Annotated in this window: 13 protein-coding genes; 6 read left to right on the top strand and 7 right to left on the bottom strand. The window is 41.2% G+C overall.

The features are described 5' to 3' along the window. The first annotated feature begins 148 nt into the window (after window positions 1-148). Together WKF66_RS04405 and WKF66_RS04400 are read left to right on the top strand one after the other, a co-directional pair. Window positions 149-1,615 carry a pseudouridine synthase gene (locus WKF66_RS04405; protein WP_489673192.1) on the top strand — a complete coding sequence of 489 codons (1,467 nt, stop codon included), beginning with the start codon at window positions 149-151 and terminating at the stop codon, window positions 1,613-1,615. 1 nt (window position 1,616) lies between these two features. Further along, window positions 1,617-2,738: a lactonase family protein gene (locus WKF66_RS04400; RefSeq protein WP_489673191.1), complete on the top strand. Its 1,122-nt coding sequence runs from the start codon at window positions 1,617-1,619 to the stop codon at window positions 2,736-2,738. 39 nt (window positions 2,739-2,777) lie between these two features. On the opposite strand, the gene bshA is transcribed toward WKF66_RS04400, so the two are convergent. The 3 genes from bshA to tilS form a co-directional block, all read right to left on the bottom strand. After that, window positions 2,778-3,923, bottom strand: coding sequence for an N-acetyl-alpha-D-glucosaminyl L-malate synthase BshA (gene bshA / locus WKF66_RS04395; protein WP_489673190.1), 1,146 nt, complete (start codon window positions 3,921-3,923; stop codon window positions 2,778-2,780). Between the two features lie 61 nt (window positions 3,924-3,984). Further along, window positions 3,985-4,473 (bottom strand): hypothetical protein, encoded by a 489-nt coding sequence (locus WKF66_RS04390; protein ID WP_489673189.1) that lies wholly within the window; start codon window positions 4,471-4,473, stop codon window positions 3,985-3,987. A 125-nt stretch (window positions 4,474-4,598) separates the two neighbouring features. Continuing rightward, entirely contained in the window at window positions 4,599-5,933 is a 1,335-nt protein-coding gene (tilS, locus tag WKF66_RS04385) for a tRNA lysidine(34) synthetase TilS (RefSeq protein WP_489673188.1), read from the bottom strand. 208 nt (window positions 5,934-6,141) lie between these two features. Between tilS and WKF66_RS04380 the strand changes: the two genes are divergently transcribed. Then, window positions 6,142-8,304: an OstA-like protein gene (locus WKF66_RS04380; protein WP_489673187.1), complete on the top strand. Its 2,163-nt coding sequence runs from the start codon at window positions 6,142-6,144 to the stop codon at window positions 8,302-8,304. Here WKF66_RS04380 and rdgB read toward each other — a convergent pair. Both rdgB and WKF66_RS04370 read right to left on the bottom strand, forming a co-directional pair. After that, complete coding sequence (gene rdgB, locus WKF66_RS04375; protein ID WP_489673186.1) at window positions 8,273-8,857, bottom strand: RdgB/HAM1 family non-canonical purine NTP pyrophosphatase; 585 nt, start codon at window positions 8,855-8,857, stop codon at window positions 8,273-8,275. The genes WKF66_RS04380 and rdgB overlap by 32 nt on opposite strands. Further along, entirely contained in the window at window positions 8,857-9,423 is a 567-nt protein-coding gene (locus WKF66_RS04370; RefSeq protein ID WP_489673185.1) for a hypothetical protein, read from the bottom strand. Before WKF66_RS04370 ends, rdgB begins: the two co-directional genes overlap by 1 nt. 109 nt (window positions 9,424-9,532) lie before the next feature. Here WKF66_RS04370 and WKF66_RS04365 point away from each other — a divergent pair, with 109 nt between their 5' ends. Genes WKF66_RS04365 through WKF66_RS04355 form a run of 3 tightly spaced genes read left to right on the top strand, consistent with a single transcriptional unit; the run spans window position 9,533 to window position 12,432 of the window. Continuing rightward, window positions 9,533-10,036, top strand: a complete 504-nt coding sequence (locus WKF66_RS04365; RefSeq protein ID WP_489673184.1) for a hypothetical protein — start codon at window positions 9,533-9,535, stop codon at window positions 10,034-10,036. A gap of 49 nt (window positions 10,037-10,085) precedes the next feature. Then, on the top strand, window positions 10,086-11,462 hold the full coding sequence (locus WKF66_RS04360; protein WP_489673183.1) for a peptidylprolyl isomerase: 1,377 nt from the start codon (window positions 10,086-10,088) through the stop codon (window positions 11,460-11,462). A gap of 7 nt (window positions 11,463-11,469) precedes the next feature. Continuing rightward, the gene (locus WKF66_RS04355; protein WP_489673182.1) at window positions 11,470-12,432 is read left to right on the top strand and encodes an AAA family ATPase; all 963 of its coding nucleotides are present in this window, start codon (window positions 11,470-11,472) and stop codon (window positions 12,430-12,432) included. 2 nt (window positions 12,433-12,434) lie between these two features. Here the strand turns inward: WKF66_RS04355 and WKF66_RS04350 are convergent, their stop codons facing one another. Further along, a complete protein-coding gene (locus WKF66_RS04350; protein WP_489673181.1) occupies window positions 12,435-13,316 on the bottom strand; it encodes a glycerophosphodiester phosphodiesterase family protein in 882 nt (293 codons plus the stop codon). A 1-nt stretch (window position 13,317) separates the two neighbouring features. Beyond that, complete coding sequence (locus tag WKF66_RS04345; RefSeq protein ID WP_489673180.1) at window positions 13,318-14,169, bottom strand: Cif family virulence factor; 852 nt, start codon at window positions 14,167-14,169, stop codon at window positions 13,318-13,320. Window positions 14,170-14,181: the final 12 nt, after the last annotated feature.

The raw sequence follows: 14,181 nt of genomic DNA, 5'->3' as shown, positions 1-14,181 counted from the left end.
CCGCTATGATCTTCCCCCCTCAAACGCCAGGTCTTAAACAGGACAAATTAAACCCGGGAATGACACTCTTCAAAACACTTAAAATTGTGGAATTCAGCAATTTTGCCTAAGTTTGTGGCCGCATATTTCATGCGGTTAATAGTGAATCATGATAAAAGACAATAATAGGAACAGTCGGGATGACAAGTCCAAACCGGGAAACCGAAGCACAACTGGTAGAAGACCAAGTGGAACTGAAAGTTCGTACGGGGGAAAAAGCAAGTTTGAGGATAAAGAAGGAAAAGATAAGAAAGATTACAAACCAAGAGAAGGCGACAGAAAAGACTTCAAGCCAAGAGCCGATAAAGATTCAAAAGATAACTTCAGACCTAGAAGTACCGGCGGCGAATTTAAACCAAGAAACAGTAGCGATAGAGATTTTAAACCAAGAACTGGCGAACGTAAAGATTTTAGTCCGAGAGATGGCGAAAAAAAGGACTTCAAACCACGTGATGGCGAAAAAAGAGATTTCAAGCCTCGTGACGGTGAGAAAAGAGATTTCAAACCTCGTGATGGCGAGAAAAGAGACTTCAAGCCTCGTGATGGTGAGAAAAGAGACTTTAAACCCCGCGATGGTGAGAAAAGAGACTTCAAGCCAAGAGCATTTAAAGAAGGTAGTTCAAGAGATACTCCGCCGGGAGAAAAACGCAGTTATATAAAGAAGGATAACTTCGGAACAGGCGACAAGCCTTTCAGGAAGTTTGACGAGAGTAAAAGCTCCACATCCAGAAGTACAGATAGCAGACCATTTAGAAAAAGAGAGGAAGAAGGTGCAAAGCCATCGTTCCAGGATCGTGGAGAAAGAGTAGAAAATGCTCCATCGATGCGCAACAGGAAAGCTGCTCCTGTTAAAGACGACGGATTAATCCGTTTAAACAGATACATTGCGAATTCAGGAATTTGCTCTAGACGTAAGGCTGATGAGCTCATTGCTGCAGGTGTAGTATCCGTAAATGGCGAAGTCGTTTCAGAATTAGGGCAAAAGGTTGATCCATACAAGGATGAAATCCGTTACAATGGCGAGTTGCTTAAACGTGAAAAACGTGTTTATGTCATACTTAATAAACCTAAGGACTACATCACCACCACTGATGATCCTCAGGAACGTCGCACAGTTATGCACTTGGTAGAAAAAGCCAGCAAAGAGCGCATCTATCCAGTGGGAAGATTAGATCGAAATACGACAGGTCTTTTATTAATGACCAATGACGGCGACCTTGCTGATAAATTATCCCATCCAAAAAATGGAATTACCAAGATCTATCACGTTGAACTAAGCAAAAGCTTAAGTCAGGGAGACTTTAACAAAATCCAGTTTGGTTTAGAGTTAGAAGATGGATTAATTAAACCTGATAACATTTCCTACGTAGCAGGCGCTACCAAGAAAGAAGTAGGTATCCAGATTCACAGTGGTAAAAACAGAATTGTCAGAAGAATTTTCGAACATCTCGGCTACGAGGTGGTTAAACTAGACCGTGTTGTCTATGGCAATCTGACTAAAAAGGATCTTCCACGCGGCAAATGGCGCTTTTTAGAAGAGCATGAGCTCATCCAGATCAAACACTTAATTAAATAACATGAAACGATTCACTTTCCTTGCCGCTATGCTTTTGGGAACGCAACTCCAGGCACAAACTTATAATTTGTTAATTGGCACCTATACGAATAGCGGCAAGAGCGAGGGAATCTATGTTTATAATTTTAATGCCCTTAATGGTGAGCTGAAAGAAAGGTCAGTAGCAAAAGGCATTGTCAATCCTAGCTTTTTAAGTGTTTCCCCAGACAGAAAGTTTGTCTACGCCGTAAATGAATCAGGAGCGGCCAGTACTGCCAGTGCTTTCAGTTTCAATCCAGTCTCAGGTGAACTTTCTTTTTTGAATAAAAGAGGTAGCGAAGGGACAGACCCATGTTACGTGACAGCAGATGCCGTTAATGTCATCATTGCAAACTACAGTAGCGGAAGCATTGCAGTTTATGGCAAGAATGCTGACGGATCGTTATCGGAACCAAAACAAGTAATTCAGCATACCGGTAAAAGTATCGACCCGACTAGACAAACTAGTGCACATGCGCACATGGTACAGTTTACTCCCGATAAAAAGTACTTAATCTGTACCGACCTCGGAGAAGACCTGATCTACATCTACAATTATAATCCCAGTGGAAAAAGTAACGTCCTGACTGTCAAAACTGTTGTGAAAACCACAGCAGGAACCGGACCAAGGCACCTTACCTTTAGTCCCAATGGGAAATTCGCCTATCTGGCACATGAATTTACTGGAACTGTTACTGCTTACTCGTATAAAAACGGCAACCTGCAAAAGATTCAAGAAGTATCTTCAGTCGAAAAAGATTTCAAGGGCAGAATTGATGCAGCAGATATCCACGTTTCTGCAGACGGGAAATTTTTGTATGAAAGTAACCGCGGTGATGCAAATACTATCAATGTGTTTGCAATACTCCCAACTGGCAGATTAACTTTTGCTTCCAGGAGCAGCACTCTTGGCAAAGGGCCTAGAAACTTCGCAATAGATCCAAGTGGAAAGTATCTCTTTGTTGCCAACCAAAATAGTGATCAAGTAGTGCTTTTTGAAAGAAATCAACTATCGGGCGCTTTATCCGACTCTGGAAAACGAATTAATGTAGGCAGCCCTGTCTGTTTGATTTTTTCTGCAAAAAAGATATCCAACAATAAGTAGAACGCTTTAGCTACCCGGAAACCCTGTGGCTTTCTCGGATTATACTTTCTTTAGGATCAGTTGCTTTTCAATTACTTCATTGTAATAAGCAATGTATTCAGGAAGAATCTTCTTTAAATCAAAATCCTTGGCCCTGCTAAAGGCATTCTCTTTAAAAGTGTTTAATACTTCATCATCCTTGAGAATCAAAATGGCCTTTTTAGCCATGTCATCCACATCGCCTACTTCACTCATGTATCCGCAAAATCCGTCAATGTTAAGTTCTGGCAATCCCCCAGCATTCGAAGTGATTGCAGGAACTTTACAAGCCATAGCTTCTAAAGCAGCCAGACCAAAACTTTCGGACTCAGACGGCATTAAAAACAGATCGGATACGGAAAGAATTTCCTCAATCGCATCCTGCTTTCCAAGGAAACGAACATGTTCACCGATACCAAGGCTTCGGCACAGCTGCTCATCGTAAGCACGCTCAGGCCCGTCTCCTACCATCAGCAACTTAGAAGGAATTGCAGCTTGTATCTTTTCGAACATCAGTATCACATCCGAAGTTCGTTTAACCGATCTAAAATTAGAGGTGTGAATCAGTATCCGTTCATTGTTTGGCGCAATGGCCTTTTTGAAGTGATCTTTTGGCTTCAAACTAAATCTGTTGAAGTCTATAAAATTCGGGATAACTTTAATTTCATTAGTGATGTCAAAATGATTCTCTGTATCCCTTTTCAAGCTCTCCGAAACAGTAGTTACGCCGTCCGACTTATTTATCGAGAAGGTAACAACGGGCTTATAGGTAGGATCTTTACCTACAAGAGTAATGTCGGTTCCATGCAAGGTGGTAACAAAAGGAATAAATATCCCGTAGGTCTCCAAAATCTGCTTCGCCATAAAGGCTGCGGATGCATGGGGAATGGCATAGTGGACATGTAAAATGTCGAGCTTTTCAAATCGAACAACATCAACCAGTTTGCTCGCTAATGCGGATTCGTAAGGCGCGTAATCAAAAAGTGGATAGTCTCTGACGGAAACTTCATGATAAAAGAGGTTTTCTGAAAAGAAGTCGAGACGAGCTGGCTGACTATACGTGATAAAATGAACCTGATGGCCTTCATCAGCAAGTGCTTTTCCAAGCTCAGTTGCAACAACTCCGCTACCGCCAAAGGTGGGGTAACAAACAATACCTATTTTCATTACTTTGATTTACGCTGCAAAGTACAATACTTAATGTGAGCTTTGTGTTAAAGAATTGCAATTATTGCTTTGACTTCATTTCTGCAAGTATCACCAAGTACATCTCATTAGGTCGTTGAGTGCCAATGTAATATTCAAAACCATCAGTATCAGTTAGAACAACCGCATCCTTTCCGGAAGAATAAAACCGGATGCTTCCCTTTCTGTGGAGATTATACACCGGATTATTGAATAGGTAATTGCTATAAGTGTCTTTACGGACTTTAACAATGGAGTTTAGGTCAATAACCACCTTTCTGGCCGACCACAACCCTTCGATTACAATCTTTCTATCTTCTATGATGGTTTGATATTGAATTAAAAACATCAGAGCGATTGATACTCCAATTATGCCAAAGCCCACTACCAAATAGAGATCCTGAGTATTGTCACGGTCGCGCTCATAAACATAGGCAGCAAAACAGAAAGCAGCCATCACCAGCCTGATGCATATCCTGATGTAATCACGACCTATATATTGTTTCTCCAGATACGCGTAACTGTTTCCCATTATTGTTTACTTATTTAGATGTGAAAGCTCGCCATGAGTTACAGCACTGAGCAACTACAGGCAGTAACTATTTAATAAAGTTAAGGGTTTTTTGCGGCGAAAACGTCAAATTTTGAAACCTAAGGTTAACCTTTCATTAATTCGAACACCGCTATGCTTGTGGTGCTTCCAGTAATTTTATATCTGTCGTCCTGACGATGACCCCCGATCCATATAATTTCGCCATTCCCGTTAACCAAAATAGGCGCTACTTTTTTTTCATTTATCGGCACCTTCTGATCGATAAAGAAATTACTTAACTTCTTATGTGTTTTCATCCCCAAAGGGATAAACTTGTCTCCGTCTTGTCTTGTTCGCAAAACCAGAGGATAGATTAATTTCTTCGCATCTATGAAAGCTTTATTCGGTTCTTTTTCAAAGTAGATAGTCTCTTCGTAAAAGACTGTTATTTGCTGACCAAGGAATTTCAGCTGCTCATCATGAGGGTGTATAAAACAGATTTCCTCGTCCGGTTTGCTGGATATCTTAATGATAATAATATCGTCCCGGTCAACAATTGCCTGATGTGAGTTGCTATAATAAACCATTCCACTTTGCTTGTCCAAGCCAAGTATTAAATCATTCAAAACGTTTTCTGTAAAATTGAAGGGTTTAAGGAGCTCGAATAATAACAGTTTCTGGGGATGCAGTCGTTTTATAATGTCAATAGAAAGATGCGTAGCCCCATTTTTCTCTGTTAGCAAGTCTCTGGTCAGGGAATCCACCACTTGCTGTAAAACCATTTCTGTTTCCCTAAAGCGTTGAATGTTTTGCTCGAATGTGCGTTCAAGGTTCGGGTTAAGTTCCTTCAGCAGTGGGAGCACCTGAAGGCGGATCTTATTGCGGGCATAATTTAGTGTTGAGTTAGAACTATCTTCCACAAAGTCGATTGCGTTTTCTTCAATGATCACATCAATCTCTGCTCTGGACAAGAATAACAGTGGCCGTATCAAATTGCCTCTTTTGGGCAATATGCCATGCAAACCTGCAATACCTGTGCCTCTGGTAAGATTTAACAAGACGGTTTCAATGCCATCATCCTGATGTTGTGCCAGCGCAATCAGGTCAAAACCTTCCATTGTTCGGAGTTCCTCAAACCATTCGTAGCGCAAGTCCCGGGCTGCCATCTGTATAGACACCTTCTGTTCGGATGCGTAGGATTTCGCATCAAAATGCTTTATGTGGATTGGCACCTCAACGAGGTTTGCCAACAACCGAACAAAGCTTTCATCTCTTTGGGATTCGTCTCCTCTTAAATTGAAGTTACAATGAGCGATTGCAAAATTATAACCTGCCTCTTTAAAAAGATGAACCATTAAAACCGAATCCCTACCACCGCTAACGGCCAATAAAATTTTGTGTTCTATTCCAGCAAGCTTGTGTTGGGAGATGAAATCGTTGAAGTTTTGAAGCGGTAGCATGACTTCAAATATAATTTAATTTAACATATTCAAATGCGGTGTTTTTTCGTTGTTAAAGATAGGTTGAGTAGGGGTTGGTTCGACCATAGCTGAACCAACCCCTACTCAATACCCTGTCAATAACGGTCGAAATACAAATTGATGATGCATAAAATAGCTATCGAATTTGACTGTAAAAAGTTTGCATTCAAAAACATAACTTTGTAACGTGCAAAAAATTCACTTCTTTATCCTTGCTTTAATCTTTCCGTTCTCTATGCTTGCGCAGCAGAAAACGAAGATCAGACTAGAAGACAATAGAACTGGTAAAATGCAGGGAGCAATTACTTACCTGAAATTCCCTGTTTTTAAACATGAAAATGCTACGTTAACAGCTGATAGTGCGGTTTTTTATGAAAACAGAAACGTCTTTGAGGCATTTAAAAATGTCCATATCAACCAGGGAGACACTCTGAATATCTATTCGGATTTTCTTACTTATGATGGTAATACAAAAGTAGCACACCTTACCAGTAATGTAAGAATGCTTGATAGAGAGAACGTGCTGACCACCAATATTCTAGACTATAATTTAGCTACAAAAGTGGGTACTTATGTAGAGGGAGGTAAAATCGTCAACAAAGATGTGACGCTTACCAGTAAAAACGGATATTACTTTTCCAACAGCCGTGATGCGTATTTCAGGTATAATGTAGTAGTGGTTACCCCTCAAAGCCGAATCACTTCGGATACCCTGCGCTACAATACGCTATCAAACTGGGCTTACTTTTATGGCCCCACTAACATCAAGGGTAAAGGCGACAATCTTTACACAGAGAATGGCGCCTACAATACCAAGACAGAATACGCATATTTTGGAAAGAGGAATCTTTATACTAATGCCAGCAAATCTTTAAAAGGAGATAGCCTTTATTATGACGGTAGAGCCGGATATGGGAAGGCGGTTAAGAATATCATCTTCCGAGACACCTCTGATAAAACAGTACTTTACGGACAACTTGGCTATTATTACAAGCTTGGTGAAAAGGCGATCGTCACCAAGAATGCATACGTTGGAATGGGTACAAAAGACTCCATCATAATTAATAAAAAGCTTCAGCCCGACAGCCTTTGGATGGGTGCAGATACCCTAGAAACACAGATGGTGCTCCAGAAATCTTTGAAGCTGGTCTCCTCCCCCACACTCCGCAAAGACAATGAGCTCGGTGAGGCTGAAGACGATTCCAAGCGGCCTAAAGTACCTTCAAAGTCAAAAGCGGTAGCAGCGAAGCTTCCGCCTGGCACAACTGCACTTAAAAAACCTACAAGGATAGATAAAAAGGCTGCAAAAGCAGCTGCACCTGACACTACCAAAATTCAGCTTCCGAAGGACAGTACATTGAAAGACAGTACCTCGATCAAGGCTATAGCAGTTGCAGCAGTTAAAGACACCGTTAAAGCCGCGACAAAGGCGGATACCACTCAAAAAAAAGCAGTTGTTCGTAAACCTGGAACAAAAGCTACAGTAGTTTCAAAGACTCCAGCAACACTCCTAAAGGGGAAAGATACACTTTCGACTAACCCGCTGGACACGATCAAAACAAGAGTTATTAAGGCATACCACAATGTAAGGGTATATAAATCGAACATGCAGGCGGTTGCAGATTCACTTTTCTATACTGCTGCAGATTCTACATTGCGGTGGTACGGCAAACCAATCCTCTGGTCCCAGGGTTCCCAGCAAACCGGCGATACCATATTCTTAAGGCTAAAAAATAACAAGTTGAATACCCTGCAGATTGTCCAAAGTGCCTTCGTAGTAAATGTAAATGCAGACTCAGCAAAGTTCAATCAGGTTAAAGGAAAGCTCATCACAGGATTCTTTACCGACGGAGAATTAAGCAACTTATTTGTAGATGGGAATGCAGAGAGTGTATATTACAACCGGGACAAAGACAGTGTTTATATTGAGATGAACCAGACGATCAGCAGCAGAATCAAGGTTTTACTTAAGAACAAGGAGGTCAACAAAATTCTGGCGATTAGAGACCCTGAAGGTGTAAGAACGCCCATGGCAGAGCTAAAAGAGGATGTGAAACTTGCAGGATTTACCTGGCAACCAGAATTAAGGATCCGTTCCAAGAAAGAAGCGATTAATGGCAAGCCTAAGTCAAAAACACAATCGAAAACAAGCAAACCGCGGCCGCTTGCCAAGGTAGCCCCTGCCAAAATACCTGCAATTACGAAGAAAGACGTTACTACAGCCATTAAATCTGTCATTGGCAACAACCCAATCCCAGTACCTACTGCGAAAAACCTGAAGCAGGCGGATAGTCTCCTTAAGAAAGCTGATACGCTCCTTAAGAAGCAGATTGTTCCTTTAAAAAAGTGATGAGTTTATTCATTGCCAAAGCGCGGTGGCTAATCTGATTTTTCTCTGCTGTGGTCATCTCGGCAAAGGTAATAGTATACCCATCTGGCTGGAAGATCGGGTCGTAACCAAAACCCATATCCCCGGATGGAGTCGTCCTGATTGTACCCTCTATACTACCCTCAAAGAAATAATGCTGAGTCCCTTGAGCGAGACAAATCATGGTAGTAAATCTTGCGGCTCTATTTTTGATTCCCTGCAGGTTATGTAAAACAAGATCCATGTTTTCTCTATCAATCCTGGATCCTGAATACCTGGCAGAAAAGATCCCTGGCTCGCCATTTAATGCATCAATCTGCAATCCACTATCATCGCCAAAGCAGTCCAGATCGTAATTTTCTACAACATACCCGCTTTTTAGCGCAGCGTTTTCTGCGAAAGTACTTCCAGTTTCAGGGATCTCCACCTCACAGCCGATATCTTTAAGAGTCAATATTTTATATTGTCCAGATAGTAGCCTGCCTACTTCATCTGCTTTGTATTGGTTGTTTGTAGCAAAGACAAGTTCTTTCATCAGATTGCCAGCTTTTGAAGAACGCCCCAAAGCGCTTTTTTTACTGCAAGATCAGCATCCATTTTCCGAAGCTCATCTGAGAATACCATTCTTACTTCGCCTTCTAGGACCACTGTGTTTGCGGGATGATCTTTCAATCCGAGTTGCGATGGTTTTACCCCAAAAGAGAACACCAATGAACTTTTGAAAAAGTCGCGAAGTTCATCGAAGCTTGCTCCTTGATGTCTTGCGTAGTTGACTAAAGCAAAATCCGCAGTGACAAGGTTAATCGACTTGACAATCTTTCTTAACAAATCCTTTCCTGATTCATCACTGACGTCGTTTTGCTCATCATTTACAAGTATCAGGATATTACGTTTGTTACCTCCCAAAAATGTGAAGTCAGAAGTTCGCTTAGCCTCAACTTCAACTGCGACTGGCGCCACTACTACATCTGCTGTTGCAAGTATTTCGCCCACAGGCTCTGGAGGTAGTCCCCAGGTGATAGCCGGTTCATTTACAATGTAAACATCATCTGTAAAGAATAATCGCAACGCATCTCCGTTTGTAGTCAGTTGATCAGGCATTAAGGGGATTTTTAAAGGAAATCTTTTTTCTGTTAAAATTAGTTAAATATCTACTAATAGCGCCTTTATTTATTACTTTTATGCCTTAAAATTATACCGTAAACCTCTTGTGATAAAAGTTTGTTCGATCACTGTTCTTTGTCTTTTTGGTACTGTTTGTTTAGCCCAGAACGTGGCCATTGTAGATGGAAAAGCAATACGTGATAAAGAGTTTATGTGGATTTACAAGAGGAACCATGCTGGCATTACCAGTGTCTCTTACGAAGATCTAAGAGCTTATCTTGATCTTTATGTAAATTTCAAGCTGAAGGTTTTAGATGCAATGGAACTGAAGTTGGACAAAGATACTGCCTATTTGGCTGAGATTAAAAAGTATGAAGCTGCACTACTGGCACAGAAGAGACTATCTAAAAAGAGTGCCGAGTATAAATTCGTGATGAATGAATATAAAGAGGCAGTGCTGATGTTCAACATTTCAGAACTTAAGATCTGGAACAAAGCGCAGGACGAAGAAACACAGGTACAGCTGGAACAAAGTTGGATAACGGAGCTTCGAAGAAAATATCTAGTCAAGGTTGACGAGGAACAAATTAAGACAATGGCAAGGCCGTAATAAAATATTGATAATTTTGCAACATAGAATACAATTGAACACTACAATAATGAAGAAATTTTTAGCGATCGCAAGCGTACTTACCTGCTTGTTTTTCAATGCGAAATCACAACAATTACCGAAAAAGAATCTCGATAAAGTAGTTGCAGTGCTTGGTAGCAATATCATATTATTATCTGAACTCAATCAGCAATATGCTCAATATCTGAATGCGGGGAATGCAGCTGACGAACAATTCAAATGCTACCTGTTAGGTCAGATTCTTAGCAACAAATTACTTAAGCAGCAGGCAGAGATCGACTCTGTTTATGTTGAAGAAGCTCAGGTTGATGAAGAAGTTGACAAGAGAATGCGTATGCAGATCCAGCGTGCCGGTGGTCAGGAGCGCTTAGAGCAGTTCTTAAACCGTTCCGTTTTGCAGTACAAGGACGAGATCAGACCTGACATCAAGGAGCAAATGATATCTCAAAAAATGCAGGGACAAATTACACAGGATGTAAGCATCACTCCACTTGAGGTTAAAAAATATTTTAATTCTTATCCGAAAGACAGCTTGCCTGATATTCCAACCGAATTTGAGGTCGGCGAGATTGTTTTGCATCCTAAGCTGACTAAAGCGGAGAAACAACGATTTTACGATAAAATTGATGCATTTAGACTAAGGGTTAAAAGCGGAGAGGATTTCGGCTTCCTCGCTAAATCTTACTCGGAAGATCCAGGTTCAGCAGCTGAAGGTGGTGACCTTGGTTTCTTTGACCGTACAAAAATGTTTAAGGAGTTTACTGCTTGGGCATTTAAGCTTAAGCCGGGAGAGATCTCACCAGTTTTTGAAACTGAAGCGGGTTACCACATTCTTCAAGTAATAGAACGCCGTGGTGAACAAGTTCAGGCACGACATATCCTAGTTCGCCCTAAGAACACTCCTGAGAGTATGAACCGCATTAAATTACAGGCTGATACTATCTATAAAAATCTGATAGACAAGAAAATTCCATTTTCTTTTGCCGCATCTCAGTATTCAGACAATAAGGATTCTCAATACAATGGTGGTATGATCTTATATGCGGATAGAGTTACTGCAAGAACAACCTTCATTCCTGCTGATAAGCTCGACCCAGCAGTGTTCCTGGTTGTTGATACGATGAAAGCAGGTAGCTTCTCCAGACCAGTTGCATTTACTAACCCTGAAGATGGAAAAGAAGGCTACAAAATCCTTTATTTAAAATCTAAAGTTGCGCCACACAAAGGAAGCCTGGAACAAGATTACGCTAAGTTTAAAGAAAAAGCTCAGGAAGATAAAGTCAATAGAATCATGAGCGAATGGTTTGAAAAGAGAAGAGAAAATACCTACATTAGAATTAACAGCGAATACGGTACCTGCGACGAACTAAAAGTTTGGCAGAAGGACGTTACTGCTAAAAACTAATCCAGGTATGCAATTTGAGAACGATATTAAAGCAGTAGACGCCCTTCACGCGGCATTCAAGAACATCAGTGCCGAAATAGGCAAAATCGTTATTGGACAAGATGAAGTCATCAAATCTGTATTGATATCTGTTTTCAGTAATGGCCACTGTTTACTCGTTGGCGTACCGGGGTTAGCAAAAACGTTGCTAGTCCAGACTGTGGCCGATGTAATGGATTTGAACTTCAACAGAATCCAGTTCACACCTGATCTAATGCCTAGCGACATTATTGGAGCGGAGATCTTAGGAGAGGACAGGAGTTTTAAATTTATCCCAGGTCCTATATTTAGTAATATCATTTTGGCAGATGAGATCAACAGAACTCCTCCAAAGACTCAAGCAGCGCTTTTGGAAGCGATGCAGGAGAAAGCCGTGACAGCTGCTGGCTTACGCCATGTGCTTCCAAATCCATTCTTTGTACTGGCTACGCAGAATCCTATTGAACAAGAAGGCACCTACCCTTTGCCTGAAGCACAGTTAGACAGATTTATGTTTAACATCCATTTAGGATATCCATCATTCGAAGATGAGCTGACTATCGTAAAAAACACAACCAGTAACAGAAGTGTTGAATTGAAAAAGATCATTAATGCTTCGCAGATACAGTATTTTCAAAAGCTGATCAGAAATATTCCTGTCACCGATAACGTAGTCGAATATGCTGTGAGGCTAGTCGGAAAAACCAGACCAAATACCGCTTTAGCTACGGAAGACGTCAATAAGTATGTGAGTTGGGGAGCCGGTCCCAGGGCATCCCAATTTCTTGTCGTAGGTGCTAAATGTCATGCAGCAATTACCGGAAAGTATTCACCAGACATAGAAGATGTCCAGGCAGTAGCAGAATCTATCCTGCGCCATCGTATCGTTCGGAACTATAGAGCTGAGGCAGAAGGCCTGTCCATCGAACACATCATCAAGAAGCTTTTCTAGCCCTATTCTTCTGTTACCTTTTTATAGATATTCGGATAATCAGTTACTACTCCGTCTACTCCGAGTGCAATCAATTCTTTCATGTCCTTGACGGTGTTAACCGTCCATGGAATGATCTTCACTCCCGCTTCGTGACAACGGTCTACTAAACCTTTTCCGACAAGAGCTGATGTTGGACTATAGACCGTTGGTTTGAAACCCAGGTCCGCTACGTTTTGAGCAAAGTCCACCTTCTCGTCAACCATTAAAGAGGTTTTGATTTTAGGATAGTGCTCGTGAAGGTACTGAAGGGTTCTTCTATCAATTGACTGTATGGTAACCCGCTTCGCTAGTTTATACTTATTGACCACTGCCATAATAAGATCTACAAACTCTGCTGGCTCCGGATGGAACTCATTATCCCCTTTTGGAATCGTTTTAGTCTCTATACTATATTCCGGCTTTGGTAACTTATTGCTTTTCACATAGTCCTCTACCGCAATGATTGTTTCCTCTAGCAAAGGCTTATAAGCAGGATATTTCTGTTGATAAGGAAATCGATTATGAACCTTTTGACCTACATCGAATTTCTTAACCTCTTCATAATCCATTTTGTAGATATTGAAGGTTTTTTGATTCTTCAAGGTAATAGGCTTACCATTCCGCTGCGTGCTGAATTCGTGGTTAAAATACGGTTCTTGAGACAGCACCACCAGCTTGTCTTTAGAGATGACGGCATTCATGGTTAGGGTAGTAACCCCCAATTCGACGGCTCTAAGCATTCCTGTAACGGTATTCTCGGGCATGATGCCCCGGGCACCGCGATTACCTTGAAGATCAAACTTCTGAGCAGTCGCCGTCATAAAGATTAAACACAGCAGTACGCTGAGCAGCTTGCCTCTCATACTAGCGCTCTGCTGGAGCAAAGACTACGGCAACTAAATTCCACATGGCATCCGGCTGGCGCTCATAAACGAAGGTATAATTAAAGCTTTCTCTTAGATCTGCTTTATAGTCAATCGCGGCTACACCATAACTGTAGGCCAAATCACCTCCATCAGCTTTTACCACCTTGGTTCTCTTCAAAGTAACTTTCGCGAACATGCTATTGAAAAATGCAACTGCTTTGTCCTTACCAATAATAGGTTCGTAACCCGGAAACAGTACCCGAACATCATGATTGACGAAACCGGCAAATGCAGGAACTCCATGAGTTTTAAGTAAGGTATTTAACGTTTCCTCTGTAGTGGCGATAATTTCTGCTCCTGTTTGTCTTTGTTTATCATTCAGGAACTTAGGTTTATAAAAGTCCTTTGGCTCAACAAACGTAGTAGTTACTTTATTTAAAGGCTTGTTGTGCGACACATTAAGGTCATGGGCTAATTCCCATTTACCATTTACTGTTTTCCAGATAGAAAGGTATTGTCCATATTCGTTACCACCAACAGAAAAGGGACCAGTCGTATAGCCGAAATCACCACTTCTTGACACTTTCGCGAATGCGGGACTCCATACTACGTCGGTAGATTCAGGCTGTGATCCATAGTAAGTTTTTGCATTGACAGGATTTGGTCTGAATACCAATCCATCGTTAGCAGCAAATGTAGTGTATGCAGTTTTAGAACCGTTCTTCGCCAGGCTTTTAGCGAATTCCTCCTCGGCCTTCACTAGTGATTTTGTTGTTCCATCAGATTTTTGTGCATAAGCACCAAAAGTAATCATGGAAGCAATAACGGTGTAAAGAATTTTTGTTGTCATAGTGTGATAGTT

The organism is Pedobacter sp. (assembly GCF_037719805.1).
In the GTDB taxonomy this organism is placed as follows: domain Bacteria; phylum Bacteroidota; class Bacteroidia; order Sphingobacteriales; family Sphingobacteriaceae; genus Pedobacter.
This window is presented reverse-complemented; position numbering and strand designations above follow the sequence as displayed.

Excerpts from the sequence above, each read along its gene's own strand:
- WKF66_RS04405 (WP_489673192.1), top strand. The coding sequence starts at position 149 with ATGATAAAAGACAATAATAGGAACAGTCGGGATGACAAGTCCAAACCG.
- WKF66_RS04400 (WP_489673191.1), top strand. The coding sequence starts at position 1,617 with ATGAAACGATTCACTTTCCTTGCCGCTATGCTTTTGGGAACGCAACTC.
- bshA (WP_489673190.1), bottom strand. The coding sequence starts at position 3,923 with ATGAAAATAGGTATTGTTTGTTACCCCACCTTTGGCGGTAGCGGAGTT.
- WKF66_RS04390 (WP_489673189.1), bottom strand. The coding sequence starts at position 4,473 with ATGGGAAACAGTTACGCGTATCTGGAGAAACAATATATAGGTCGTGAT.
- tilS (WP_489673188.1), bottom strand. The coding sequence starts at position 5,933 with ATGCTACCGCTTCAAAACTTCAACGATTTCATCTCCCAACACAAGCTT.
- rdgB (WP_489673186.1), bottom strand. The coding sequence starts at position 8,857 with ATGAAAGAACTTGTCTTTGCTACAAACAACCAATACAAAGCAGATGAA.
- WKF66_RS04370 (WP_489673185.1), bottom strand. The coding sequence starts at position 9,423 with ATGCCTGATCAACTGACTACAAACGGAGATGCGTTGCGATTATTCTTT.
- WKF66_RS04360 (WP_489673183.1), top strand. The coding sequence starts at position 10,086 with ATGAAGAAATTTTTAGCGATCGCAAGCGTACTTACCTGCTTGTTTTTC.
- WKF66_RS04355 (WP_489673182.1), top strand. The coding sequence starts at position 11,470 with ATGCAATTTGAGAACGATATTAAAGCAGTAGACGCCCTTCACGCGGCA.
- WKF66_RS04350 (WP_489673181.1), bottom strand. The coding sequence starts at position 13,316 with ATGAGAGGCAAGCTGCTCAGCGTACTGCTGTGTTTAATCTTTATGACG.
- WKF66_RS04345 (WP_489673180.1), bottom strand. The coding sequence starts at position 14,169 with ATGACAACAAAAATTCTTTACACCGTTATTGCTTCCATGATTACTTTT.